Raw genomic sequence first — 26,184 nt, forward strand, 5'->3', positions numbered from 1 at the left:
TTCCTTTTTCAAAATTGGAAATTTGGATGGGTATTAAAGTTACCCTTTTTAAGTATACCGCGGTATGAAAGGAGGTATCGCGTGTCTTTTTTTAGTTTTATGCTCCGCATAATTTTTACTCGTTAAAAAAGTTTTTATCCTCCAACGAGATAATTCGACCACCAATATGAGCACACACATCATTATGTAATTCTTAATAAATCATTTGTGCACGATTGTGTTATGCAATTGAGCATCTCTGTATTTTTTCTAAATTTTTTTGTCCGAAATGCAACTGGCAGCCCTTTCGTGTCGGGACTTAGTGCGAAAGGGGCTATCAAGCTCCATAATGCTTGTCTCGCAAAGACCCCCGGGGGTCTTTGTCAACAAAAAAAGAACATCTGGATATTTTGATGCTAAGTCTCTACTTTTTCCTTTATATCCTTTTCAATAGTAGGGTAATGGTATATAATGTTAATAGTTTAAATTAAAAATTAAGGTGGTTTAATGTTATGTCAAAGTTTAAAGAAAACAATTTTTTTAAGACAGTGCTTTCTTTCTTAAAACCGGAAGAAGATACAGTTGAACAAGTAGAAATGAATAAAAATTTTAAAGCACCAAGTAAGATATGGAAAAAGGAGTGTAATCCACTAAGAAGTGTAATTTTATGGGGATATGACAAGAATAATAATCCAAGTTTTCTTATTCTTTATGGAAAACATGAATTTGAAAGTACTCAAAGTGATGGAGAATCTATTGTTAATGTTCTTAAAGATAATGTTAAATACGATAGTTACGCCGTGTTTAGTGGCAGAGAAGGGCATTTACCATCTTTCCAAGCTGTAAAAATAATAGAGGAAGGTGGATATCACGATAAAAAAGAAGAGTTTCCTAAAATGTACTACAAAACAGGATTAAAGTATGACTGGTATTGGAGACGTGATGAAAATTATTTAGTTAAAGAGTTTAAAAAGTTAGATGAAGATAAAAAAATTACATTACCTTATTTTACAGAAATGTTATATAAAGAGTGTGTAGAAAAAATAGAAGCTAAAAACATTGATTTTGATGGTTTCAGATTAGTTAAACATCCTAATGATATTTTAAAAATAAATGAAGAGAATTCTAATTATTATTCAATTATTTGTAACATTACAAGTAACAAAAATCTTTATATGAGGAAAAAGTTATTAAATGAATTGTTAGAAAGCAATCCCCCTAAAGAGATATTCGATTTAATTTTAAAAGTTGGAAGTACTGAATTAATATCAGGTTTATTTTTAGAATTTGCTAAGAAAAAAAATTCATTATTAATTGAGGAGGCAAAAACTATTATTAAAGCTGATATTAATTGGGGTGCTGAAAGCTATACAAAGGGTGTAAAAAGATGTGCAGATATTTATGTAAATGCACTAACAAAAGAGTTAAAAGATAAAAGAGAAGTGTGGATACGTGAACATCTCGAAGATATGGATTTACATCTAATTAGCCTTAATGGTAAGAAGTTTCCAAAAGATAAAATTATTGAAGGAGCACAGTATAGAAAATATGCTGCTCAAGAATTATTAAGAGAGCATTGTGGAAGCTATGAAAATAAAAATGGAAATTGGAAGTGGGTAACTAGTAGAGTTAAAGAGCGTTATAAAATAAGTACATATAGTGATGGGGTAGTATTAAATATTAATGAGCTTAAAAACACACTAGAAGAAGCTGAAGCTTATGGGCTAGCGGATGTTATTGGAAAAATAGCATACTATTTAGATGCACCAAGATTAACTTATTATTTTAAGGGTAATGGTAAAAGTAAGGTATTAAAATATTTTAAAAGATACATAAAAAGAATTATTGCTTCTTATGCAAAGAATGATGAAGACAAGTTTATGGCAGCTATGAAATCACTTTTAACAAGTTATACAAAGTATGATTATGTATGCAAGTTTAAAGGTAATTTCCAATTTAATGACTTTATAAAGTACTATTTATATTATGATTTTACTGAAAAACCTCCTGTAGGTTGGGAGAATAGGTATTCTAGACATCAGTGGATGGAAAGTGACCAATTAATGAAGCTTGAAGGTAGATATGAGTTTATGAAGGAAATTTGGGACAATCATCTGGAGGATGTATTAGATATTGCTAGCAATGCAAATATAGATACAGTATTTAAGGCATGCTACTATATTTTAAAGGACTCAGAAAAAACTAATGAACTTATTGATAAAATGAATTATAAAAAGTTAAGTCAGTTAACACAAGTTTCTTATAAACCACTTGCAGATATGTTTATGACTATTCTTAAAGATAAGTTAGATAAGATTAATGCTTTTGATTCAAAATTAATGTTTGATTTAATTAATAATGAAAGTGAAGAAATTCATAAGCTTGCTCTAGGTTTCTTTGAAAAAACAAATGGTTCATTTAAAGCTGAGGATTTAGTAGGGTTTATGTTTTTAGATAACTTAGATAAATGGACAAGCTTATTTGAAAAAAATGTTTGTTCATTAGAGAAAAATGAGTATTTAAAATTTGTAAAGTGTATTATAGGGAATTCAGAGAAATTTGAAGGTGATAATATTGATTTATCTAAAGAAATTAAAGACATACTTTCAAGCTCTACAAATAAAGTTCAAAGTTTTTCAGAGAGTGAAAAAATAGATTTAATAGATTATGTTGTTTCAACTATTTTTGATAAAGCTAGGATGTCAGATTGGATGGAAACATACTTAGAAGAATTGATATTCTCACTTTCATATGAAGATTTAAATAATTTAATTGAAAAGACTAATATAGAATTTGTTCAGAAAGCAGTTTCAGTAAGAAACAGACAAGTTATATGTATTTTAGAAACAATAAAATATAAAAAGATACCAATAGATTCAGAATTTATAAGCATATTAGAAACTGGTACATCTCAAATGATTAAAATATTATTTGAGATTATGATAGAAAACAGTGAAGAATTGAAGAAGAGATTTTCTACTTTACTAATTATGCTTGAATCTGATGTAACTATGCTAAATAAAAATGCAGAAGAGATTTTTGATAAAATGGACAAAGAAGATCAAAAGAAACTACATAGAATTATAATTGATTCTCCGATAAGTAAAGTTTATTTGTTTGGACTTAGAAAGCTTGATGAAATTTACAAAGATTTAATTCCTAAGGAATTTATAATTCAAATGCTAGAGCATACAGCCCATGAGGTAAAAGCGTATATATCTTATAAAACACAAGAAATACTTGATAACTTAGGTAATGGCGATGAAGAATTATTTACTTACTATGTAAAAACTCTTTTATATCTTCCCAATAAAGTTTCTAAGAATAAGGATAAGGTATATGAATCTATTCCTAAATTTGTATTTAAATATAGAAATAAATTAGAAGAATTTGAAGATATGCTTTTGGATATTGGACGTTCAAATATAATTATAGACTCAGAACGTGCACTTATTACACTAGCTAAAATCAGAAGGGAGGCTGTGTCTTTTGAAAGTTAATTATAAGTATGCAAGTCCGTCAATGTGCATAAATGAAAATGAAAAAACTACTTTAGGATTTAGTCCAGATCTTTCTAGAGATGAGAGGGTATCTTTTTTAGGAAAATTAAAAAATCCACTTATCTTTAGAGATGCCATGCTTATGCTTCGTGAAATTGTTGTTTCAGATATGAGTCAAAAAAAGAAAGAAAGAGTTGAATTCTTTCAATGGCTTGATGGAGAAATAGAAAGAAGAATTTTAAAACACAAACAGTATTTGCCTGAAGCTAGAGAAAATATAAGTAAAGAGATAAATGAATTATTAGCTAATTTAGATGATAAAAATTCAGATATATTTAAGCTAATTGATGTAAAAAACAATATAAAAAAAGAAATTGATAAAAGTGATGTTTGGAAAGATTACTATAAACTTGAACGAGACTTTTGGAAATTTATAAAAGAAAGAGATGTGAATCTTTGGTTTGTCTTGGACCCTGTAATAACAGTACATCCAGATCAGGTTTCTTTTGAAGCTTTTTCTGTGGATGAATCTACATATGGATGTTTATCAATTTCTATGGAAGAGTTTGAAATGCTTCAAGAACCTAAGCTTGGAACAACTAATATAGACTTTTCTTTAAAATTAGCTAAAGAAATAGAAAGATTTAGAACCTATAGTGATGTTGAACTTTCTGTTAACCCAGAAGGTTTTGCAGTTGATAGTGGGGTAATGCCTGAGCATATGGAAAAGAAAATAGACCTTCCAGAAACTTGGATAAAGGGATTTAATCAAGTTTCTTCAGCAGCAAGCTTGGGTGGTATAGATATAGAACTATGCCCTATAGATATGTATGATATATGTTCATTTTTAAGAAGACACAAAGCTAATAAAAGTCCAAGATATATGAAATGGATTTTAGAGCCAAATAAGCCTGTAAAAATTGTCTTTGAACCTTTTGGTAAAACTCTTACCCTTAAAGCAATATATACTGGTGAAAAAAAGAGAGAAGAAAAAATATGGGGAAGAAGACGTTGGTTGGTTTTAGAAAAGATAATTCCACTAGTTAATTCTTTTAAAGTAAGGCTGCTTGGCTTTGGAATGCCTCAATTTATTATAGCTGACATGGGAAATATGAAAATGACTATTGGTTTCTCATCATGGTCTGCTAATGATTGGGTTAAAGGGACAACATTTAACATTTTAAGTGGATTTATTGGTGAAGGAAGCTATGATAAAGTTTATGGCTTATTAAAAGAAAAACGATTAGCTTCAATGGAAGATATTTATAATAATTTAAATGATAATTCCAAGTCTTTAAATAAAGCAGGAGTAGGTATGCTTTTAAGAAAGGGAGAAGGTTATTATGATGCAGTAAATGATACTGTAAGATTTAGAAGACTGTGTAATGACCCTATTCCAAAAGAATTATATGAAACAACAGAAACGGAGCTAAAAGTTCAAGAACATATGAAAGAAAGTATGGATGGTTTTAATGTAAAAATCACAGAAGACAATGAATATATCTTTACACATTCATTGAAAATGCCAAATCCAAAATATAAGAAGTGGAAATACCATCGTACACCTGATTATGATAGGGAATTTGATTTAACACAAACAGTTTTAACAATAGATGAAGATGGTCAAATTTCAAGAGTTAAATGTAACTGTAGAGAGTTTAATAAAGGACCTAGAAATATTTCAGCTCCTTGTTCACATATTCTTGCTTTATATATGATTTCTACAAAGTTTTTAAGAGTAAAACTAGAACCAAATAAAGAATACAAAATCAATGATATTATGGAGAAGTTATTATGATTGAGAATAAACAAAACTATAGAGAAGCTATAAATCAAATGGGTAAAAAAGAATTTACACTTATAAAGATGCAAGAATATGGATTTTGGCCAAAAGATTTGCCTACACCTTATGAAAGACAAGAAAATGAGACTAAAGAACAGTATGCACAAAGAAAAGATTTATTAAATAAATACCAAAAGGTAGCGGATGAAATTACTAAGTTATATGAAGAAAAAGATAAAATAAATGCAAAGTTAAGAGAACTTCAAAAAAAGTACAATGAAACTTGGGATTATGAAAAAATTAGACTAGATGTATCCAAAACTATAATGGAGGAGTCTATTAAAAGACGTGCTAAAAGAAAAAAACAAAGAGAATTTGAAAAACAGCAAAGGTCTGAAGCATGGAAAAGAACAAAGGAAGATAAGATTGTATTTATCGGAAAAGGATATTCTGGCTCACTTCAAGATGTAGAAACAAATATTGAAAAATTAAAAGCACAAAAACTACCTATTATAAAGGATGATAAAGAGTTAGCTAAGTTTCTTGGTATAGAATATAAAAAGTTAAGATTTTTGGTTTATCATAGGGATGTAGTTTCTGTTGATAACTATCATAGATATACTATTCCTAAGAAAAAAGGTGGAGTACGTAATATTGCAGCACCTAAATCATTACTTAAAAATGCTCAAAGGAAGATATTAGAAGAAATTTTATCAAAGCTTCCAGTAAGTGAATATGCACATGGATTCTTAAAAGAAAAATCAGTTGTTTCAGGAGCAAAAGCTCACAAGAATAAACCGGAATTATTAATTAATATTGATTTGGAGGATTTCTTTCCAACCATTACTTTTGAAAGAGTAAGAGGAATGTTTAAAGGTTTTGGATATTCAGGTTATGTTGCATCATTATTGAGTATGATTTGTACATATTGTGAAAGAATGGAAGTAGAGGTTAGAGGAGAAATTAAGTATGTTAAAACATCACATAGAATTTTACCTCAAGGTTCACCAGCAAGTCCTATGATTACAAATATTATTTGTAGAAAGCTGGATAAAAGATTAAGTGGACTAGCGTCTAAATATAGTTTTACATATACTAGATATGCAGATGATATGAGTTTTAGTTTTATTAATGAGAACACAGATTTAACTTATGGAAGATTAATTGGATTAATTTCAAAGATAGTAAAAGAAGAAGGTTTTAATATAAACAAAAATAAAACAAAATTCTTACGTCAAAATAATCGTCAATGTATAACTGGTATTGTAATAAACAATGAAGAAATTGGAGTTCCTAAAAAATGGATCAAAAATTTAAGAGCTGCAATTTATAATGCTAATAAACTTAAAAACAATGAACAAATACCATCATCTAAAACAATAAACGAAATATCAGGAATGACCTCCTGGATAAAAAGTGTAAACTCAGAAAAATACAAAAATATAATAGATGATGCCATGAATTTAATAAATAGCTTAGAATAAATCATTGAATTTTCAGTTGGAATATGGTATAATTTAATAAATTGAATAAAATTTGTAGATTTCTTGGCCTTTATGCTATGGTGTTGCGCCATGGTGGAGATTTACCATACATACATCATTAGGTTGCGCGCAATTCGCTACACGACCTATAATGTGCACATTTAAAACCGATCCTTCGGTTATGTGACATTATAGGTGTTCCGCTGAAGTGTCACAACCGAATATAAGAATTGTTAGCAAGAAATCTATAATGTAAATTGCCACAAAACTAAATTAGTTTTGTGGCAATTCGTTTTTAGTAAATGCAAAGACCACTGGGGTCAATAGCGCTATAAGTAGTGATCGCTAGAAATGAAGATGTTTTCTAGTAAATGTTAGACTATATTATGTGAGGGGGATTAATATGGTTTCGAAAGTATATGATAAAAGTGACACAATTAGAGATAATATTGAGCATAAATCCATTGAAACTACTAATGATAATTTAATAAGAAATGAAATATTAAAGGCTAGTGAAACAGGACTTATTAATAAATTAATAGATTCCAATTTAGCTTTGACTCCAAGGTTAATTGTTAATGATTATTCTAAAGGGAGTAAAGTGTTAAGTGAAATAATATCTGAGCTTGATAAGTGTGAAGAATTTTTTATATCTGTTGCTTTTATTACTAATAGTGGAATACTTCCTTTATTAGAAACTCTAAAAGTTTTAAATAAAAGAGGAATCAAAGGGAAAATTTTAACTACTGATTATTTGAATTTTAGCGAGCCAAAGGCATTAAAAAGGCTTTTAGAATTTTCTAATATAGAAATTAAGTTATACAGCAAAGAGAATTTTCATACAAAAGGATATATTTTTAGATATAAAGATCATTATAAATTAATAGTAGGTAGCTCAAATTTAACACAAACAGCTTTAACTAAAAATAAAGAATGGAATTTAAAGGTTTCATCTTTAGAAGAGGGTTCATTAACAAAAGGAGTTATTTCAGAGTTTAATCATCTTTGGAATGAGGCTGATGAACTAACTTTTGAATGGATAAAAACTTATGAGGATATATATAGAAAGCAAGTTGAGTTTGCTAGAAAAAGTAAGGTTCCAAGACTCTCACAATATAAGCTAAAGCCTAATAAGATGCAGGTGGAAGCAATACAAGGGTTAGAAAGGCTTAGAGAAAATGGACAAGATAGAGGTCTTTTAATTTCTGCAACTGGAACAGGTAAGACTTATTTATCTGCCTTTGAACTTAGAAATTATAATCCTAAAAGAGCATTATTTATTGTACACAGAGAGCAAATAGCAAAACAGGCCTTAAATAGTTTTATGAATGTTTTTGGGGACACAAGGAGTATGGGAATATTATCAGGTACTAGTAAAGATGTGGACAAAGATTTTATTTTTTGTACAATTCAAACATTGTCAAAGGAAGAAGTATTACAATATTTTGATAAAAATGAATTTGATTATATTATAATAGATGAGGTTCATAAAGCAGGTGCAAATAGCTATCAAAAAATAGTTAATTATTTTAATCCTAAATTTCTTTTAGGAATGACAGCAACACCTGAAAGAAGTGATGATTTTGATATATTTAAAATGTTTAATTATAATATTGCATATGAAATACGATTGCAGCAAGCGTTAGAAGAGGATTTACTTTGTCCATTTCATTACTTTGGAGTTTCTGATGTTATAATTGATGGAATTGAATTAGATGATAACACCGATTTTAAATATTTAGTAGCAGAAGAAAGGGTAAAACATATTATTGATAAAATAAATTTTTATGGATATTGCGGTGAAAGAGTAAGGGGATTAATATTCTGTAGTGATAAAAAAGAAGCTAAAGAACTTTCAGATATATTTAATACAAAGGGATATAAAACTATTGCTTTAACAGGAGAAAATTCACAACAAGAAAGAGAAAAAGCCATAGAAAGATTAGAACAAGATGAAATTTTAAATTCATTAGATTATATTTTTACAGTAGATATATTTAATGAGGGAGTAGATATTCCTTCTGTAAATCAAGTTGTAATGTTAAGACCAACTAAATCCTCAATAATATTTGTGCAACAATTAGGCAGAGGGCTTAGAAAAAATAAATTTAAAGATTATGTTGTAATAATAGATTTTGTAGGTAACTATAACAGTAACTTTTTAATTCCAATAGCCCTATCAGGGGATAGAACTTTTAATAAAGATACTATTAGAAAATATGTTATGGAGGGCACAAGGGTTATACCAGGGTGTTCCACTATTAATTTTGATGAAATATCAAAAAAGAAAATATTTGAATCAATAGATCTAGCAAATTTTAATAATATAAAATTAATTAAAGAAAGTTATTTTAATCTTAAACAAAAGATTGGTAGAATACCTAGTTTAAATGATTTTGATAAGTTTGATTCTATAGATCCATTAAGAATTTTTGCCACTAAATTAGGATCATACTATAACTTTTTAAAAAAGTATGATAAAGAATATACTATAGAGCTTAATGATTTAGAGGCTTTATTTATTGAGTTTATTTCTAAAAAGTTAGCTTCAGGTAAAAGACCTCACGAACTTATAATGATTAAAAACATAATACATAACAAAGTAGACTTAATAGGTAAGTTAAAACATGAGCTTAAGGAAGCGTATAATATAGATTTTAAAGAAATTACTGAAACAAATGTAATTAATGTATTAACAAATGAATTTCCAACGGGATCAGCTAAAAAGACTTATTCAAAATGTATATTTTTAGAAAGAAAAGATAACTATTATATAATTTCATCTGATTTTAAAAAATGTATTGAAAATAGTTATTTTAAAGAAATGGTTATGGAACTGATAAACTTTGGATTAAGTAGATATAATAAAAATTATAGCAATAGGTATATGAATACTAATTTTCAATTATATCAAAAGTACACATATGAAGATGTATGTAGGCTTTTAGAATGGGAAAAAGGAGAAGTAGCTTTAAATATTGGTGGCTATAAATATGATAAAATTACTAAAACTTATCCTGTATTTATTAATTATGACAAGTCAGATGGTATAGAAGACAGTATAAATTATGAGGATAGGTTTTATTCAGAATCACAGTTAATAGCAATTTCAAAATCAGGTAGAACTATAACATCGGAAGATATTGTTAAGGCTTATAATGCGGAGGAAGATGGGGTAGAAATGACTTTGTTTGTAAGAAAAAATAAAGATGATAAAATTTCAAAGGAGTTTTACTTTCTAGGAAAAATAAAAGCAGTAGGAAAACCAAAGCAATTTACAATGAAAAATACTACAAAAACAGCTGTAGAAATAAGATATAGATTAATTACACCAGTAAGAGAAGATATTTATGATTATATAATTTCATAGGGAAGATGACTAAATAAAAATAGGAAAAAAAGTAGGATGGTTATTATCATATAATAGCATAGGCATATAAAGAAAAGGATGTAGCACTATTATTAGTGGCGCTACACTTTTTCTTTAATCAATTGATCTACAGCAGGAATATCCGCAGGAGCCCAATTTAAAGAACTTAAATTTTCTTTAGGAAGCCAAATAAGTTTATCATGCTCATTAGCAGTAGGCTGTCCTTCTGTTAATTTACACCTAGCAGTTGTTAAATTAACTATAAATTTATCATATTCATGAGTATTTTCATTAAAAACATCTATAAAACTTATAGTACAATTTAGCTCTTCTTTAATTTCCCGAGTTATAGCCTCAGCTAAAGATTCACCTTTTTCGATTTTACCACCAGGAAATTCCCATAGATTAGGAAGAGACATTTTAGTTGATCTTAAGGCACATAAGATTTCATTGTTTTCATTTTCAATAATAGCGGCAATAACTTTAATTAATTTTTTCATGCAGTTCACCTCCAATAACATTTTAACTAAATAACATTGTTTAAGTCAACAATATAAGTTTAATGTACATTTGGTTAATATACATTTGTTATAGAAGAAGAGCTTTTGAATAAAGAAGACTTAAATGAATCGCAGAGAAATGTGTTAGAGGAATCTATTAAGATTTTAAATAAAATAGATTTGCTTAAAAATGATTATCTTCCATTAGATAATATAAGGATATCAAAAATTCCTATAGGAAATATGATGCATGAGGATTATGGAATTATAATACCTTTAAACTCATTAATGAATATAGAAACATGTGCAGTTAAGATTATAAATGTAGCATCAAGTCTAGGAAACAATTCAGCAGAGTTTAAAGAGAGAATAGTTGGTAACTTAATCAAGATTATCTATGAACAAAATATTAATGGAAATAATAATTAATATAATAGAAATAAAATGATTTTTAATTAGCTTTTGTAATGATTTATCTTATTAAATTCAATGAAGTATTAGTCTAAATAAAATTTGCTTTAAGATTTGAAAATTTGTAAATATGTAGTAAGATAATATAGAAGATAAAGTTTTTATAAGGGGGAATACTCAAAAATCAATAGATAAAGAAGTATTTAAAGAGCAGAAAATTATAAAAGGAAGGTTTATTTTTACATGAAAAACATATTAACAGAAGAAAATATGAATAAATTAAAAGAAGAATTAGAATATAGAATGACTACAAAAAGAGCTGAAATAGCAAAGGAAAAATTAGAGGCAGCTGCTCATGGTGATAGATCAGAAAATGCAGAATATAAAGAAGCCTGTGCAAACTATAGAGAAAATGATAATAGAATTCAATATTTATTAACTATGATTTCAACTGCAAGTGTAATAGATGAGAAAAATCAGGATAAATCAGTATTAGGAGTTAATAGTAAATGTAAAATTAAATTTGTGGAAGATGATTTTGAAACAAATGTATCACTAGTAACTACTATGGATGCAGAACCGGAAAAGATGCATATAAGTGTAGAATCAGATTTAGGAAAAGCATTAATGGGAAAAAAAGTTGGGGATGTGGTTGAAGTTTATGCTCCAGGTGAAAAATATACAGTAGAAGTATTAGAAATGATATAAATTGACTTAAGAAGATTATGAATAGAAAGACTTATATGTGGGTTTAATTAAAGGTGGACTTAATGGAGAGTATTCATTATATAAGTATAATAAAAAGCGCTCAACCTAATAGGAGGTGGGCGCTTTTTAATACTGATAAATAAAAATACATATTAGATTTTAAATAAAGTTAATCATATATTCAATATTGACTTTAATAAAATTAATGGTATAATAAATAATATTAAATAAATTATTTATTATACCTTCAATTTTGTTGATGAAAGGTGATGTTATATTACGATGGAAAAGCTACCCAACTGGTTATCTAGCTTAGATTATGAAGATATTGAGTTTATAAAGAAGTTTATATTAACTTCTGGTTCTTTAAAGGAGATAGCTAAACTCTATGAAGTGTCTTATCCAACAGTAAGACTTCGATTAGATAAACTTATTCAAAAAATAGAAATTAACGATAAAAATTTAAATGAACCTTTTATATCATTTATTAAAGAATTATCCTTGGATGAGAAAATAGATTTGGATACAGCCAAGCTTATTATTAATGAGTATAAAAAGGAAAAAGAGGAGGAAAAGTAGATGCAAATATTAATTACAATTTTAATTACTATTTTGGGTTTAGCACTTCAACAATTCTTAAGTACAAGAAAGCATTTTGTCTTTGGACTTATATTACCTCTGTTTATTGTTATTGGAGCTGTTTTATTTATTATGTTTAAAGCTGAAGCTGGAACTTTAGGAAAGTGGATTTTTAGATTTTCAATGTTATTAGTTGTTAGCTTATCCGTTTATTTTGAGGGGAGAGATAAAGTTAAAAAGGACAGTAAAAAAGAATTAGAAAAAATGACTATACAGGATTTGTAATAAAGGTATAAATCTCTAAATATTAGATCTTAGTAAATTTTATGTAACGAACACGGAATTCCAGAAGACGCTATAGAAAGAAGATATTATGAATCACTAGAAAATCTAAAAGAATTATTAACTTTATGTAATGAAATAAATATATGTAACTTATATGGTTTGATGGAACAATGACCTTTGAAGATAATCAACTTAAAGATTATGAAGAAATAAACCATGTCTTTGTGGTAGTGAAAAAAAATATAAAAAGTGCTGTGCAAGGCCTTAATAATACACAGTTGTATTATTAAGGCCTTATTTTTTTGTAAAGAACTTAGAGAAAAAATTGATTTAAGAGCTCACAGGCTATGCCAGTGGGCTTTTTGCATACCCAAAATGTAAGAGAAAAAGGTTGAGAAAATGAAGGAGAAAAAGCTTGAAACAATAGTTGAAATCATGTATTATCAAATAGTCAGAGGGATAAAAATAGGTAGAAATCGTAAGAAAAAAGAGAAGATATATAGAAGAAAATCTTAAGCAAAAAGCTTGAGGAAAAGCACAATAAGAAGATTTAGATTGAATCTTTAGTAAGATTAATTAAAGGAGGATACATTATGAAAATTTCAAAGGAAGATGCGTTAAAATGGTTTGAATTTTTTTCCATATTGCCAGAGGATGAGGAAGTTATGATAAAACAACAAGAAATCATTTACGCTACATTTGCACAAATTGAGGAAGCAATTGATCATAGAAATGATACATTAATGTCGGAAATTAAAGGTTTGAAAACCTTAGATAATAGAACTTTTTTTGTAGGAAATGAAAGCAAATTTGCCAAAGGATGTCGTTCTTGTTTGTTGGGAACTGGTTTGAGTGCAATTAGAAAAACAAATAAATGTAACATAGAGTGCAAGTTCTGTTATAACTATGGAGAACTAGAATATATTCCTCCAATTGGCGAAGGTATGTGGGAAATCGGAGGTACAAAATTTTATGAGAAGGATATAGATCTACTTCTTTCCATCCACAAGAAGCCCACTGGCATTTCCTATGTTTATTTAGAGCCATTTATGGAAATTGAAAAATACTATTCGGTTATAAAGAAATTTAGAGATGCCAAAATTCATCAACATTTATATACAAATGGTATTTTAGCTACAGAAGATACATTGAAAGCATTAGGTGAAGCTGGTCTTGATGAGATACGTTTTAACTTAGGTGCCTCTAATTGTTCCGACAAAGTTATTGAAAGTATTGGAATAGCAAAAAAATATATTAAAAATGTAGGTATTGAAACTCCAATGACTCCTGAGTTTTTTGAAGCATTTTTTAAGAAAAAGCAAGCAATATTAGATACAAAACTTGATTTCATAAATTGTGCAGAATTACATTTAAATGAGAATAACATAGACAATTATTATGGGGAAAACATGTATATTTCCAGACATGGCTATATTTCTCCAATTTGGAGTAGGGAATTAACTCTGAAATTCATGAAAATAGCCGATGAAGAAAACTGGGATTTAGCAGTTCATGATTGCTCAAATCATACAAAATTTGCTAGAGACTTAAATTTGAGTAGCAAAGAAGGTAAATGGTTTGGAGCAAGTAATTATGCCTGTGAGTTTCCTAGAACACCATATGAAGCATTTTTACCAATACTGCGTGATGACAATTTCAAATTTTTAAGCGAGGAAGAATTGCCCAATGGTTATAAACCAGGAGAACTGATTTTTTAGAGAGTCTTTAATTAAGCACTTTTGTACAAAAGAAAATATATATACATATATATTTGAGAGCTTTCGTATGTGAGAACATATAAATGGTGAAAAGTATTCTGGGTAATCTGGCTTTTCATTCAATGCTTGTATTTATAGTATGAATTGCAGAAGCAAAGAAATCTGTGGCAGTATGTGTACACAAAAATAATAATAAAATATACAATGCATAAGGGTATAATCTTAAGTAGAAATGCACGGGAATGGATATGGAAGATGAAACAATAAAATAACTAACAGATTTAGATACTAATGAAATAAATTTAATAAGAAAACAATTGCAGTTAAGCAAATTTGTATAATATTGCGAAGTCAAAATAAACAAGTAATCAGCTTATTTATTTAGTTTTATTAAGCTAGCAGGCATAATATATGAGGTGAACAATATGAAAAAAAATGCAATTATTCTAATTGTAGATGACGATGAAGAAATACGTGAAATCATCAATATATTACTAAGTCGTGAAGGATTTGTTGTATGGGAAGCATCTAATGCCAATACTGCGATGGCAATGCTTGAAAAACCAGTAGATTTGATTATTCTTGATATCATGATGCCAGGCAGAAACGGATTTGAGTTATGTACTGAAATCCGAAAAATCACAACAGTTCCAATCCTGTTTCTGAGTGCGAAAACACAGGACATTGATAAAGAAGAAGGATTTTGTTGTGGTGGAGATGATTATTTAATAAAACCATTTTCTCAATCCGAATTGCTATTAAGAATTAAGGCGTTACTTCGCAGATTTTTTGTTTACCAAGGGGTAAATAATGTTTCGACAGATAATACCATCAAGCTGGGTGACCTAAATGTGGATTTTGAAACTGGTAAAGTTTGCATTAATGGAGATAAAGTTAGTCTTACTGGAATTGAATATCAGATTCTTTCTTTTTTGCTGCACAACCGTAAAAAAGTTCTATCTGCCCGTGAGATATATGAACACGTCTGGCAAGAACCATTCCTTCCACTTTCTAATAACACCATTATGGTGCATATTAAAAATTTAAGAAGAAAGCTAGAAAAAGATTTGCAAAAACCACAATACATTCGTACAATTTGGGGAAAGGGGTATTACATTGATTAGAATTGAACGAAATTATAAACTTGGACATAAATTGATTATTTCTGCAATTGTAACTTTCTTGTTTTCAACAATGCTTTTTTCAATTTTACAAACCATATCTTATAAGATTATACGCAACTATTGTTCTCAATCAGATGTGGTTTCTAGAAATTTAAAGAAGAAAGCGGAATCTCTTCAGAATTATATTTGCAATAATAATCTTTCCATGTCTGAGATTTCCCAAATTGATCAATGGATAAAGAAAGAAGATTTAACACAGGTCTCCATTTATCGGGGTAATATTCTTCTCTATAATTCAAAGGCTGCCTATCGTGGTATATCATTGAAAGAAAGTATGGAGTATATTCAACCATGGCAAAATAGGCATATGATAGTGTTCAACGATGGAACACTTATAGCAGTTATTGAATATTGGTTTGAGCACCGCTATAGAGATTATGTTACTTATGCTAATCTGCTAATTTTTTTCATTTTCTTCATAACGATTATGATTCTACTTATTCAAAGAAAAGTTAGATATATAAATGTTCTAGAGCAGGAAATCAAAATTCTTAAGGGGGGAGATTTAAACTATGTCATTACTGTCCGTGGGAATGATGAATTAGCTTTTCTGGCACAAGAAATAGATGAAATGCGTAAAGCGTTTATATCTCGTGAGCAATATGCTGATCGTGTAAGAACTGCTAGTAATGAGTTGATGATTGGAATATCACATGATTTAAGAACACCACTTACAGCTTTAATTGGATACTTAGACGTTTTGGAGGGAGGGGATATTCCAGCTAGTGAAGGTACATTTTTAAAAAAATGTAAGAATCGTGCATATCAAATTAAATTCTTGATTAACAATTTATTTGAATACTTTTTTTTATCAACAACTACTGATGAACAAATACAATTAAGTATTTGTTCAGTAAATGAGGAATTAGATGAAATTATAAGAGAACATATATTTTTACTTAATCAAAGTGGATTTTTAGTCAAAAATAAATCTAAGTTATGTACTAATAAAATTGAGATAAATCGAAATATGATGCAGCGTGTATTTGATAATTTGTTATCTAATACATGCAAATATGCAGATCCATCCTTTCCTATTACATTAATAAGTGTTTTGAATGAGCATGAATTAATCATTGAAATTCATAATTATATCCTTGATACGTTAGAAAGTTTACAGAGAACAGGGATTGGGTTGAAAATCTGTGAAAAAATTCTTTTAGAGCACAATGGTCGATTTATCCATCTAAAAAATGAAAATGTATTTAAAGTGCAATTAATATTTCCTATTTTATAAGAAAAAAGAACGCTTATTTCTATGCAGAAATAAGCGTTCTTAAATATTGTATCTACATGACTGATTTTATTTCTAGATTAGTTTAATTTTGCCCAACGTTGTATACTCGATTACATATTCTATTGATTAAGCTTTTTTCATGACTTACTACAATGAGTCCGATTCTTCTACTTTCACATATTGAAAGAAGACTGTGCCATATTTTTGCCTGTGTAATTGCATCCAACATAGTGGTCATTTCATCAGCAATTATATATTTAGTAGCGGGATTCAATGCACGAACAATACAAAATCGCTGTAATTCTCCGCCAGAAAGTTCAATAGGCCAACGATCCATCCATTCATCCTTTATTCCAAAAGCATCAAGAATATCCTGCGATGGTTTGTAGGATTCTGCTAAAACTTCTCGCATTCGCCATTTAGGATTAATAGCTTTTTCTGGATGCTGATAAATTAATTGTACCGGACGAAAAACTCGTTGTTCTATGGGTTTTTGATCCAACATCACCATTCCTTTACGAGGTTGGATATATCCAGCTAAGATTTTGGCTAGAGTAGTTTTTCCACATCCACTATAACCGGATAAACCTAATACTTCTCCAGGTGACACAGAAAGATTAACATCTTTAAAGAGCCATTGCTCTTCTTGATAATAGTAACCAAGGTTTTTACCAATTAAATGCATTATATACCTCCTCCATTTATTTGAAATTCCAAATGAAAATCATTTTGTGGCAAAGCTCTCCATAATCTTTTGGCATATTCAGTTTTCAGACGATCGCCTTTGCCTTCAAAAGCTGATGCTTCAGAAATTTCTATTGTTTGACCATCTTTGATTACTGCCACCCGATCTGCAATCTCCAAAGCTGACATAATATCGTGAGTAATTAGCATGACACCAGCACCTTCTTTTGCAAATCGCTTGATTTGCCTTAAAATTTCAGAAAGGGCTTGGGGATGGATCCCAGGTGTTGGTTCATCAGCAATTACCAATTGAACCCCTTTACGGACACTGGTGGCAAATAAAACTCGACGGAGCATACCTCCAGAAAGCTCGTAGGGAAATAAGCTACCGTCACTTTCCTTTAGGTCATATTGTTGGAACAGCTCTTGTTGCGATTTCCTTGCTATACTTTTTTCTAGACCAATCTGAACCTGTTTTCCAACCCTCATTAACGGATCTAAATAATTTACTGATTGAGGGATAAAAGAGATTTCTCGCCCTCGCAACTGTGCTTTTCGTTCTTCTGTCAGGGATTCTCCACGGTAAAGTATTTGCCCTTGACAAATAGCATTGCTAGGTAGTATTCCTAATACAGCATGTGCCAAGAGGCTTTTCCCTGAACCACTAGCTCCTACTACGGCCACAATTTCTCCTTGATTAATATCTACATGTAAATCCGATATAGGTTGAATTATACGTTTCTGTGTTCCTTTAAAGTATTGAGAAAAACTAATTTTTAGGTTTTTTACCTGGAGTAATAATTCTTTTTGTGTGGTATTCATTATAGTTCCTCCTTATTCATTGGAACTAACAGGTTCCATTAAAATACGTAGTTGCTCCCCAATATTGTCAAAGCTCTTAATTACTATAACTAAAAGTAACCCTGGAAAAATTACCAGCCACCACTTTCCGGTGGAAATATGACTCATAGCTTCGGAAAGGATAATGCCTACAGCGGGAGTTTGAGGGGAGAGGCCAAATCCCATAAAAGTAAGCCCAGCTTCATGTAAAATTACATGGGGAAACATAAGTAGAAATCCGATCATTATTTGAGGAAAAACGGAAGGTAATATATGTTTTTTTGCAATATACCATGAAGATTTTCCGTAACTTTTGGATATCTGGATGTATTCTGCATTTCTAATTTGAAGTACTTCAGAACGCACTATTCTTGCCAAAGATGTCCAATGAGTAAGTGAAACAGCAAGTACAATTCCACGTATTCCACCACCTACAATAAATGATATCAGTATCATGAACACTAAATGAGGCATGCCAATAAATAAATCAATGAACCAAGAGATAACAGCATCAAGCGTTTTACCAAAAGTAGCTGCACAAATTCCCATAATAGTTGCCATAAAAACGCTTATAATAGAGGCAAAGGCTCCCACTGCTAGTGATAAACGCAACCCTTTGATTGTCCTGGTAAACATATCTCTTCCCAGCCAATCTGTTCCAAACAAATGCTTAAAACTTGGAGGAAGGTTTTTATCAGTAGAGCTAAGGCGAAAATTATCATTACTCAACAAAAAACTAAAAATAAGAATACATAGCAAAAGCATAGCAGAAAATCCAAGCAGTACTATCATTTTTTTTCGTACATTTATCTCTTTTTGTCTTCTAAACATCTAATGTATCCCCCTTTATACGTGGATCTACAACTGTATTTAAAATATCTGCAATAAAATTGCCTACAAATACAAACAAGGAGCTAATCAGAATAATTCCCATCAGTAAAGGAAGATCACCCTTTAATCCAGCGGTGGTTAAAATGCTACCTAATCCAGGATAAGCAAATACCTGTTCAGCTAATACAGAACCACCGAAAAGTTCTCCGAAATAGGCAAATTGTAATGAAATTGCTGGAATAACTGAATTTCGGAAACCATGGTTTTTAAAAATCTGCCACTTACTTTCACCTCTTGCTTTAGCAAAGATGATATATTCAGTGTTTAGAATATCAATCATCTTTTCGCGGGTATGCATTGCGATGTTAGCAACTCCTAAAATGCTCAGAGTCAAGGCAGGTAATACAAAATGTCGCACCCGATCAATAAACCGTATATTGCTTTCTAGCACACCTGCTGGCACTGCCAAGCCAACAGGGAACCATTTTAATTCCACCGCGAAAACAATCAATAAAAGGAGTCCTAACCAGAAGATAGGAGTAGAAACTAGTGTGTAGCTATACCACTTAATGATTTTATCAATAATTTTCCCTCGGTTCATTGCAGAAATAACTCCTAGAAGATAACCAAAGATTGCCGACAAAATCCAAGCTGTGCCCATTAATGCAAAGGAAGTAATAAAACGACTCCTAATAATATCAATGACTGGTCTGCGATAAAGTTTTGAAATTCCGAAGTTGCCTTTTAGTATTGCTCCTATCCAGGTAAAATATTGTTCCATAGGACTTTTAGCTACACCCCAATATTCTTTGATCCTTTCAATTTGTTCTATAGATACTGAACTATCTCCTCCAACATAGGCATTTATGGGATCCATAGGAGATAAGTGGATTAAGGAAAAGGTTAGAATTGATAATCCTATAAGTAAAGTCACAGCTCGGATTAGGCGAACAATGAATTTTTTTGCCATGATAAACACTCCTTTCCATGGATAGAAGGGATTTCACGAAAATAGATGATTCCCGTAAAAGTCCCTTTCCAAATTTACATTTAATTTAATTATTTATTCCATGTCCATTCTGTTATATTGCTGAATAATGCCCATTCATGACCATGAGAATGAATAGGTTGTTTACCTAAATCAAGATTTTTATTGGCCAAATATAGATGATCTACACGTGCCAACCAGATAATTGGGACATCTCCAAGACAACTAAATCCTGTTTTCCCATCCCATTGAGCCAATTTCCAATACTTATTAGCTTTTTCTTGTGTAGATGCATGCATAGCTTTATCCAAATACTCTTCTACCTTAGGATTCTTATAAACAGTCAAATTATTATATCCTTGGTTAATTACTTTAGGAGAGTACATAGTGTATAGTTGGTGAGCATGATGTCGTCCGCCACCCCACATAACTGCATTTGCTTTACCTTTGATATAGATTTCATCCCAAGTTGCTCCTATTGCATTGATTTTAATACCTATATTTCGTGCCATATCTGCTACAGCTAAGGAAAGGTCACTACGAAGTTGATCACTAGAACTGAAATATAGATTAAATTCAGCTTTGAGTCCATTCTTTTCTAGAATTCCATCGTTGTCAGTGTCTATCCACCCAGCACTTGCTAGAATTTTTTTTGCTTCCTCAATATTTCCACCTTTTACAATGGTTTCTTGATTAAACCAAGGCATATAATCGCATAAGGAGTATGCTACTTTACCATATCCATTTAATGCAATATCCACTATATCTTTACGATTAAGCCCTATACTTAGTGCTTTTCGAATAGCTAAATCAGAAGTAACATCATTTCCTACCTCAACTTCATTACTGTTTATTAAACCTTTTCCTCCACTTTTTTGTGTTGGCATAGTAATACCACGTGAATCAATACTTTCAAAGGCTCGAAGTGTCATTCCATCTACTGTTTGTTTTGCAAACGTTGGCGGAACATAGACAATATCGGCTTGTCCAGCCTTTGCAGCTGCAAGGGCTGCATCTTCTTCAAGAAGGAGGAATGTCAGCTTTTTAAACTGAGGTTTCTTACCATACCAATAAGGATTATATTCCATGATGATTTGTTGTCCATCATTGTACTGAACTACTTTATATGGGCCTGAGCCAATAGGATTACTTGAGTAATTATTATCATACAAATCTTTAGGTACAATACCAATTTCAGTGAGTTGACTTACAAAAGTGGAATGTGGTTCATTAAGTGTAATAGCCACATTATAATCGTCAATAGCTTCTATTGATTTAATAAATGATAAATCAAATTTAATACCGTCTTTTTTAAGCATTTCATATGTAAATTTAACATCCGTCGCAGTTACTGGCTTACCGTTGGAAAATTTCACGTCATCTCTTAGTGGAAAAGTCCATGTAAGGGCGTCCTCACTAACTTTGTAGGATTTTGCAAGATCACCAACAAAGTTCAGGTTAGAGTCAATGGTAAGCAGTGAACTGTGAGTTAGACGAATTTGTGCGTGAGTTCCCCAACCTTTTTTTGGATCAAACTGACCAGTATCAGTTTTACCAACAGCAAGTATCAGTTCATCCTTATTCTTTGATTGTATATTCGACTTCTTTAGTGACTGAGAATTTGCATCTGAGGGTTGTGACCTTGAAGTACATCCTGATAACAAGAAAAGAAGCAATAGCATCATTGTCATAAATGGTAACATAATGTGCTTCGATAATAGACGATTTATAAACGTGTGCATTTTGATTACCTCCTCATAATAAAATTATTGTTCTTATTTGTGTGGTGTGTTTATGCAGAATCATTTGATTCTCATGCACAAACAGAGTTAATCACAAATAAGTTAGCACTATCTAAATATAATAGACACATTGGAGCTTTTCAATCACTTGATGGAAATCTTCAGAAATCTTCAGAAATGGAGAAAATATTTTTACCTATATAGTACTTTAAGGTACTAAACAGGAAAGTAACGCAAATTTCACAGTTTAATTTGTCACTAGTCTGAATTTAATTAAAAATAATGTTTACAAAAGAGGACACCAAAAGAGAGGATATAAAAATTTTATTATGCTAAACTTGAAATCAAGGAGGCGATTAGATGAAGTGGTTACAACAATTGAGTCATGCCATTGACTATATTCAAGATAATTTAGAAAATGAGATTTCATATGATGAATCAGCAAATGTTTTATGTTAAATCTTCTATGGAGAAATATGAGATTACTTTGGTGTATTCTAAGATTTAAAATTTGCTTTAATCATAAAAAACAGCCTTTTATGATTATTTGATATTACCATAAGAGGCTGTTTCTACATATTCTTACATTATATTTTGATATTAATGATCTTCGTTATTTTCAGCAGCTTCTGCAATTGCTTTAGTTTCATGAACCGTTCCATGTGGATGTTCAGGTGGTGCATAAATAGAATACAATTTAATTGGTTTATTGCCTGTATTGATTAGATTGTGCCATTTTCCAGCAGGAATAATAAATGCAAAATCATCATGTACTTTTCTTTGAAAGTCCAAATTATTTTCACTATCACCCATTTTAACAAGTCCCTGTCCTTCTTCAATACGTATGAATTGATCAAGATTAGGATGAACTTCTAAACCTATGTCCTCTCCAACTTTGATACTCATCAAAGTAAGTTGCAAATGAGTTCCTGTCCATAAAGCGGTACGATAAGTATTATTTTGTTTAGTAGCTTCTTCAATATTAACTACAAAGGGTTCTGTCCCATAATCCTTTAATTCAATTTCTGAATTATATCTTGATGTGCTCATGTAGTAAGGACATGGATATGTTCTACAAGTATTATACGTGATGTGTGGATTATATCTTGGGGAGTTCATAAAATAAAAACAGGGATATGTTTTATAAGCGTTATACATAGCTCTCATTCCTTTCATAGACATCTAACATTATTATATGTTAGATATTTGTAGAGTGTGCTTCTTTATTTAGGGAGAAAAAATATTAACATAAAAAATGCAATTCCAGTAAAAATAAAACTTTTATTGGAATTTAGGAAGTTAAACACAATCTACTTCTTATCTATATCCAAGATGGTTTGTAGTAATACATTAGCACCTTTTAAGCAGTTATCAAGAGGGGTTTCTTCTATTTCGCAATGGCTGTGTCCACCAATACTTGGAACAAATATCATGGTTGTAGGTAGCATATCAGCCACAAATTGAGCATCATGTCCAGGACCACTATATATTCTCATATTAGAGTAGCCATAAATATTAGCATTTTTTTCAACTAAGTTAACAAATTCATCATTAAAGCTTACAGTTTTACGAGACCAGAGCTCTTTATAACTAACTTTACATTTTGCAAGTTCTTTAGGAATGTTTTCTATAACTTCAACAACCTGTTGTATTACATTAGGGTCTTGATGTCTTGCATCTAAGGTAAATTTAACGTTATCTGGTATAATTGTATGTACATTAGGTGAACAAATTATTCTACCTGTAGTGTACACTAATTTACTATCAAGCTTGTCAAGTTCTCTATGCAGATATTGAATAGCCTCAGAAGCTGCTAAAAGAGCATCTTTTCTCATTTTCTGTGGAACGGTTCCAGCATGACCGGCTTGACCTACAAATTCAAATTCATAGTTAACCATTCCAACAACACCTTCCACAACACCAATATCCATTTTTGTGGATTCTAGCACTGGGCCTTGCTCAATGTGAAGTTCTACAAAAGCCGTATAGTCCTTAGGATTAAGTCTGTTCTTCTCGTCACCCTTGTATCCACTTGCATTCAAAGCTTCACCAAAGGTTAGTCCTTCTGTATCTTTTGAAGCTAACATCTTAGATTTATCAAATTTACCAGTAATAACACCTGATGACATCATAGCAGGATCGAAACGAGCTCCTTCTTCATTGGTCCAAATCATAACTGTAATTGGATGTCGATGTGGAATCTTCTCTGTAACTATGGTTTCAGCTACTTCCATTGCAGTAAGTACACCTAAAATACCATCATAGTTTCCACCTTGTACTACTGAATCGCAATGTGATCCCATTGCAATATGTGGGAGATTCTCTGTACCTCTAAAGGTTGCATATACATTTCCCATATCATCCGTTACGATATTTGCACCTAGGGTGTCCATTCTTTTACAGAATTCTGCTCTTGCCTGGAGGGCAGGTTTTGATAAGGATAACCTTGTTATCCCACCTTTTTTAGTAGCACCAAATTTACTAAAGGTAAGAATCTTATTTTCCAATCTTTTCTTATTACAAATTAACATATTATCTACACTCCTTTTTATAAATAGTTTTTAAAATTAATACCATGCCTAGAATAATTGTCCAAGGCATAATATTAATTTTATGTTTTCCTATCCTTATTCTTATTTTATGAATAAGTTCCATATTTTAGTACAAACCTAAATAATGTTTTATATATTTAAAATACAAAAATTAACTTGACACAATTTTTAATTATGTGTACAATAAATATTGTGTCCATGGAAACAATATTTGAAAGGAAGTTTTTATGATAACAGAAGAAAATTTGCTTACTGAGTTTACTAAGCTTTATGAAAAGCAAGATGTACTTAGTAAAATAATGAATGATAGTTTATTTGAGAAATATGGAAATTCTGAGGTGCATTGTATTGATGCTATTGGTAATTTAGAGAAAGCAAATGGAACCCAAATAGCTAATTACTTAAATATTACTCGAAGTGCTGTTAGTAAAATTATACGAAGACTACAAAAAGAAAATCTAATTATTAGTAGTCAAAAGCCTGATAATAAAAAAGAAATATTTTACACTCTTACAAATGAGGGGAATAACATATTTAAACAGCACAAACAAGCTCATGAAAAATGGGAAATTCGAGATACAAAATTCCTAAAAACAATATCAACAAATGAAAAAGAAACTGTTTTTAAATTTTTAAAAAAGTTTAATTCTTATTTAGAAAATATAATTAAGGGGGCAGAAAATGATAATTGATTTAACAACTAAAGTTTGCCAAGAAGAAATAGAGGAATGGTTAAATACAAAAGAAAACAAATATATAGCATCTGGACATATAGGAACACATTTAGATACATATTTAAAATCTAGTATTCCACTAGAGTATTTTAAATGTAAAGGTGTTTTAATTGATGTATCTGAATTTGCAAATAAAAGAGAGATAGAAATTAAGGATGTAAAACATGTAGATATTTCCCAAAATAGTTTTATTCTTTTTAGAACATCTCAAATTGAAAAATATAGATATGGTTCTAAGGAATATTTTCATAATCATCCACAACTATCTCAGGAACTTATAAACTATTTAATCAATAAAAAGGTTAATTTTATTGGTATTGATTGCGCTGGAATTCGTAGAGGAGAAGAACATGGTCCTGCAGATATTTTATGTGAAGAAAATGGGATTTATGTTATTGAAAATTTATGTGAACTAAATAAAATTGCTTCATCAAATTTTACAGTATATACTATGTGGTTAGATGATAGCATTGCTACTGGGCTAAAGTGTAGAGTAATTGTAGAACAATAGAGGAGATGAATAAATGGATTATATTATAAAATTCATCATATATTTAGGCTCTGTGCAAAGATTACACAGAATAAGTATTTGTTCAGGGCCTAATTTATTAGATTAATTTACTCAATTTTGTTTTGTGTGATCTTTGCTTCGTTATTTACTAATGATAAAGTAGATAGGAGCAATAATATGAAATATAAAAACGCACAAAATATATTACCTGATTATATTATTAAATTAATTCAAGAATATATAGAGGGTGAATATTTATATATACCAATAAAGTACCAGAATAAAAAGGCTTGGGGAGAAAATACTGGTGCAAGAGATATTTTAAAGATAAGAAACATAGAAATTTTTAATAACTATAATAATGGAACATCTATTAAAAAACTTGCACAACATTATTATCTCACTGAGCATAGTATTAGAAGAATAATTAGACAAGAAAAACATGTATAAATAAAATCGGTATTAATTATCTAAAATCAGAATTAATACCGATTTTTTATTAGTACTTTATGAATATGGACAACTTTAATACATAATTATTTGTGAACTTGAGAAATGATATAG

23 protein-coding genes and 1 pseudogene are annotated in these 26,184 nt (G+C 30.1%); 16 read left to right on the plus strand and 8 right to left on the minus strand.

Annotation, left to right across the window (positions count from 1 at the left end):
• Positions 1–491 precede the first annotated feature (491 nt).
• The 4 genes from B5D21_RS00375 to B5D21_RS00390 all read left to right on the plus strand — a co-directional run bounded on the left by B5D21_RS00375 (position 492) and on the right by B5D21_RS00390 (position 10,116).
• Complete coding sequence (locus tag B5D21_RS00375) at positions 492–3,479, plus strand: hypothetical protein (protein WP_011100088.1); 2,988 nt, start codon at positions 492–494, stop codon at positions 3,477–3,479.
• Positions 3,469–5,277: a hypothetical protein gene (locus B5D21_RS00380; RefSeq protein ID WP_011100087.1), complete on the plus strand. Its 1,809-nt coding sequence runs from the start codon at positions 3,469–3,471 to the stop codon at positions 5,275–5,277. Before B5D21_RS00375 ends, B5D21_RS00380 begins: the two co-directional genes overlap by 11 nt.
• Complete coding sequence (locus B5D21_RS00385) at positions 5,274–6,746, plus strand: reverse transcriptase family protein (protein WP_035109271.1); 1,473 nt, start codon at positions 5,274–5,276, stop codon at positions 6,744–6,746. Before B5D21_RS00380 ends, B5D21_RS00385 begins: the two co-directional genes overlap by 4 nt.
• A 403-nt stretch (positions 6,747–7,149) precedes the next feature.
• Positions 7,150–10,116, plus strand: coding sequence for a DEAD/DEAH box helicase (locus B5D21_RS00390; RefSeq protein WP_052040326.1), 2,967 nt, complete (start codon positions 7,150–7,152; stop codon positions 10,114–10,116).
• Between the two features lie 101 nt (positions 10,117–10,217).
• Here B5D21_RS00390 and B5D21_RS00395 read toward each other — a convergent pair whose 3' ends face one another.
• Positions 10,218–10,616 (minus strand): (deoxy)nucleoside triphosphate pyrophosphohydrolase, encoded by a 399-nt coding sequence (locus B5D21_RS00395; protein ID WP_023438857.1) that lies wholly within the window; start codon positions 10,614–10,616, stop codon positions 10,218–10,220.
• A 105-nt stretch (positions 10,617–10,721) separates the two neighbouring features.
• On the opposite strand from B5D21_RS00395, the gene B5D21_RS00400 reads away from it, so the two are divergent.
• The 8 genes and pseudogenes from B5D21_RS00400 to B5D21_RS00435 all read left to right on the plus strand — a co-directional run bounded on the left by B5D21_RS00400 (position 10,722) and on the right by B5D21_RS00435 (position 16,738).
• Positions 10,722–11,045, plus strand: coding sequence for a hypothetical protein (locus B5D21_RS00400; protein WP_035109273.1), 324 nt, complete (start codon positions 10,722–10,724; stop codon positions 11,043–11,045).
• A 225-nt stretch (positions 11,046–11,270) separates the two neighbouring features.
• The gene (locus B5D21_RS00405) at positions 11,271–11,735 is read left to right on the plus strand and encodes a GreA/GreB family elongation factor (protein WP_011100083.1); all 465 of its coding nucleotides are present in this window, start codon (positions 11,271–11,273) and stop codon (positions 11,733–11,735) included.
• A gap of 276 nt (positions 11,736–12,011) precedes the next feature.
• Entirely contained in the window at positions 12,012–12,314 is a 303-nt protein-coding gene (locus B5D21_RS00410; protein ID WP_035109276.1) for a DUF2089 family protein, read from the plus strand.
• Positions 12,315–12,599 carry a hypothetical protein gene (locus tag B5D21_RS00415; protein WP_035109278.1) on the plus strand — a complete coding sequence of 95 codons (285 nt, stop codon included), beginning with the start codon at positions 12,315–12,317 and terminating at the stop codon, positions 12,597–12,599.
• A 205-nt stretch (positions 12,600–12,804) separates the two neighbouring features.
• Positions 12,805–12,867 (plus strand): annotated as a pseudogene (locus B5D21_RS14480) (SEC-C metal-binding domain-containing protein); the annotation flags it as partial.
• A gap of 325 nt (positions 12,868–13,192) precedes the next feature.
• Positions 13,193–14,317 (plus strand): radical SAM protein, encoded by a 1,125-nt coding sequence (locus B5D21_RS00425; RefSeq protein ID WP_011100082.1) that lies wholly within the window; start codon positions 13,193–13,195, stop codon positions 14,315–14,317.
• Positions 14,318–14,742: 425 nt separating this feature from the next.
• Positions 14,743–15,441, plus strand: coding sequence for a response regulator transcription factor (locus tag B5D21_RS00430; RefSeq protein ID WP_035109281.1), 699 nt, complete (start codon positions 14,743–14,745; stop codon positions 15,439–15,441).
• The gene (locus tag B5D21_RS00435; RefSeq protein WP_011100080.1) at positions 15,434–16,738 is read left to right on the plus strand and encodes a HAMP domain-containing sensor histidine kinase; all 1,305 of its coding nucleotides are present in this window, start codon (positions 15,434–15,436) and stop codon (positions 16,736–16,738) included. Before B5D21_RS00430 ends, B5D21_RS00435 begins: the two co-directional genes overlap by 8 nt.
• Before the next feature lie 82 nt (positions 16,739–16,820).
• Here the strand turns inward: B5D21_RS00435 and B5D21_RS00440 are convergent, their stop codons facing one another.
• From B5D21_RS00440 to B5D21_RS00460, 5 genes are all read right to left on the minus strand, one after another.
• Positions 16,821–17,423 (minus strand): ABC transporter ATP-binding protein, encoded by a 603-nt coding sequence (locus B5D21_RS00440; RefSeq protein ID WP_011100079.1) that lies wholly within the window; start codon positions 17,421–17,423, stop codon positions 16,821–16,823.
• The gene (locus B5D21_RS00445) at positions 17,423–18,244 is read right to left on the minus strand and encodes an ATP-binding cassette domain-containing protein (RefSeq protein ID WP_011100078.1); all 822 of its coding nucleotides are present in this window, start codon (positions 18,242–18,244) and stop codon (positions 17,423–17,425) included. The genes B5D21_RS00440 and B5D21_RS00445 overlap by 1 nt, the downstream gene beginning before the upstream one ends.
• A gap of 12 nt (positions 18,245–18,256) precedes the next feature.
• Entirely contained in the window at positions 18,257–19,093 is an 837-nt protein-coding gene (locus B5D21_RS00450) for an ABC transporter permease (RefSeq protein ID WP_011100077.1), read from the minus strand.
• Positions 19,086–20,063, minus strand: a complete 978-nt coding sequence (locus B5D21_RS00455; RefSeq protein ID WP_035109282.1) for an ABC transporter permease — start codon at positions 20,061–20,063, stop codon at positions 19,086–19,088. The genes B5D21_RS00450 and B5D21_RS00455 overlap by 8 nt, the downstream gene beginning before the upstream one ends.
• A gap of 89 nt (positions 20,064–20,152) precedes the next feature.
• Complete coding sequence (locus B5D21_RS00460) at positions 20,153–21,823, minus strand: ABC transporter substrate-binding protein (RefSeq protein WP_011100075.1); 1,671 nt, start codon at positions 21,821–21,823, stop codon at positions 20,153–20,155.
• Positions 21,824–21,862: 39 nt separating this feature from the next.
• Between B5D21_RS00460 and B5D21_RS14000 the strand changes: the two genes are divergently transcribed.
• Complete coding sequence (locus B5D21_RS14000) at positions 21,863–22,027, plus strand: hypothetical protein (protein WP_155400626.1); 165 nt, start codon at positions 21,863–21,865, stop codon at positions 22,025–22,027.
• A gap of 396 nt (positions 22,028–22,423) precedes the next feature.
• Here B5D21_RS14000 and B5D21_RS00465 read toward each other — a convergent pair whose 3' ends face one another.
• On the minus strand, positions 22,424–22,981 hold the full coding sequence (locus tag B5D21_RS00465; protein WP_035109283.1) for a cupin domain-containing protein: 558 nt from the start codon (positions 22,979–22,981) through the stop codon (positions 22,424–22,426).
• Positions 22,982–23,133: 152 nt separating this feature from the next.
• Complete coding sequence (locus tag B5D21_RS00470; RefSeq protein ID WP_011100073.1) at positions 23,134–24,354, minus strand: Zn-dependent hydrolase; 1,221 nt, start codon at positions 24,352–24,354, stop codon at positions 23,134–23,136.
• A 248-nt stretch (positions 24,355–24,602) separates the two neighbouring features.
• Between B5D21_RS00470 and B5D21_RS00475 the strand changes: the two genes are divergently transcribed.
• From B5D21_RS00475 to B5D21_RS00485, 3 genes are all read left to right on the plus strand, one after another.
• Positions 24,603–25,067, plus strand: a complete 465-nt coding sequence (locus B5D21_RS00475; RefSeq protein WP_011100072.1) for a MarR family transcriptional regulator — start codon at positions 24,603–24,605, stop codon at positions 25,065–25,067.
• The gene (locus tag B5D21_RS00480; protein WP_011100071.1) at positions 25,057–25,620 is read left to right on the plus strand and encodes a cyclase family protein; all 564 of its coding nucleotides are present in this window, start codon (positions 25,057–25,059) and stop codon (positions 25,618–25,620) included. Before B5D21_RS00475 ends, B5D21_RS00480 begins: the two co-directional genes overlap by 11 nt.
• 177 nt (positions 25,621–25,797) lie before the next feature.
• The gene (locus B5D21_RS00485) at positions 25,798–26,070 is read left to right on the plus strand and encodes a CD3324 family protein (RefSeq protein ID WP_035109284.1); all 273 of its coding nucleotides are present in this window, start codon (positions 25,798–25,800) and stop codon (positions 26,068–26,070) included.
• The last annotated feature ends 114 nt before the right edge of the window (positions 26,071–26,184 follow it).

It is taken from the genome of Clostridium tetani (assembly GCF_900167265.1).
Taxonomy (GTDB): domain Bacteria; phylum Bacillota; class Clostridia; order Clostridiales; family Clostridiaceae; genus Clostridium_G; species Clostridium_G tetani.

Coding starts and splice junctions, on each gene's coding strand:
- B5D21_RS00375 (WP_011100088.1), top strand. CDS start 492: ATGTCAAAGTTTAAAGAAAACAATTTTTTTAAGACAGTGCTTTCTTTC.
- B5D21_RS00385 (WP_035109271.1), top strand. CDS start 5,274: ATGATTGAGAATAAACAAAACTATAGAGAAGCTATAAATCAAATGGGT.
- B5D21_RS00390 (WP_052040326.1), top strand. CDS start 7,150: ATGGTTTCGAAAGTATATGATAAAAGTGACACAATTAGAGATAATATT.
- B5D21_RS00395 (WP_023438857.1), bottom strand. CDS start 10,616: ATGAAAAAATTAATTAAAGTTATTGCCGCTATTATTGAAAATGAAAAC.
- B5D21_RS00405 (WP_011100083.1), top strand. CDS start 11,271: ATGAAAAACATATTAACAGAAGAAAATATGAATAAATTAAAAGAAGAA.
- B5D21_RS00415 (WP_035109278.1), top strand. CDS start 12,315: ATGCAAATATTAATTACAATTTTAATTACTATTTTGGGTTTAGCACTT.
- B5D21_RS00425 (WP_011100082.1), top strand. CDS start 13,193: ATGAAAATTTCAAAGGAAGATGCGTTAAAATGGTTTGAATTTTTTTCC.
- B5D21_RS00430 (WP_035109281.1), top strand. CDS start 14,743: ATGAAAAAAAATGCAATTATTCTAATTGTAGATGACGATGAAGAAATA.
- B5D21_RS00440 (WP_011100079.1), bottom strand. CDS start 17,423: ATGCATTTAATTGGTAAAAACCTTGGTTACTATTATCAAGAAGAGCAA.
- B5D21_RS00445 (WP_011100078.1), bottom strand. CDS start 18,244: ATGAATACCACACAAAAAGAATTATTACTCCAGGTAAAAAACCTAAAA.
- B5D21_RS00450 (WP_011100077.1), bottom strand. CDS start 19,093: ATGTTTAGAAGACAAAAAGAGATAAATGTACGAAAAAAAATGATAGTA.
- B5D21_RS00455 (WP_035109282.1), bottom strand. CDS start 20,063: ATGGCAAAAAAATTCATTGTTCGCCTAATCCGAGCTGTGACTTTACTT.
- B5D21_RS00460 (WP_011100075.1), bottom strand. CDS start 21,823: ATGCACACGTTTATAAATCGTCTATTATCGAAGCACATTATGTTACCA.
- B5D21_RS00465 (WP_035109283.1), bottom strand. CDS start 22,981: ATGTATAACGCTTATAAAACATATCCCTGTTTTTATTTTATGAACTCC.
- B5D21_RS00470 (WP_011100073.1), bottom strand. CDS start 24,354: ATGTTAATTTGTAATAAGAAAAGATTGGAAAATAAGATTCTTACCTTT.
- B5D21_RS00475 (WP_011100072.1), top strand. CDS start 24,603: ATGATAACAGAAGAAAATTTGCTTACTGAGTTTACTAAGCTTTATGAA.
- B5D21_RS00480 (WP_011100071.1), top strand. CDS start 25,057: ATGATAATTGATTTAACAACTAAAGTTTGCCAAGAAGAAATAGAGGAA.
- B5D21_RS00485 (WP_035109284.1), top strand. CDS start 25,798: ATGAAATATAAAAACGCACAAAATATATTACCTGATTATATTATTAAA.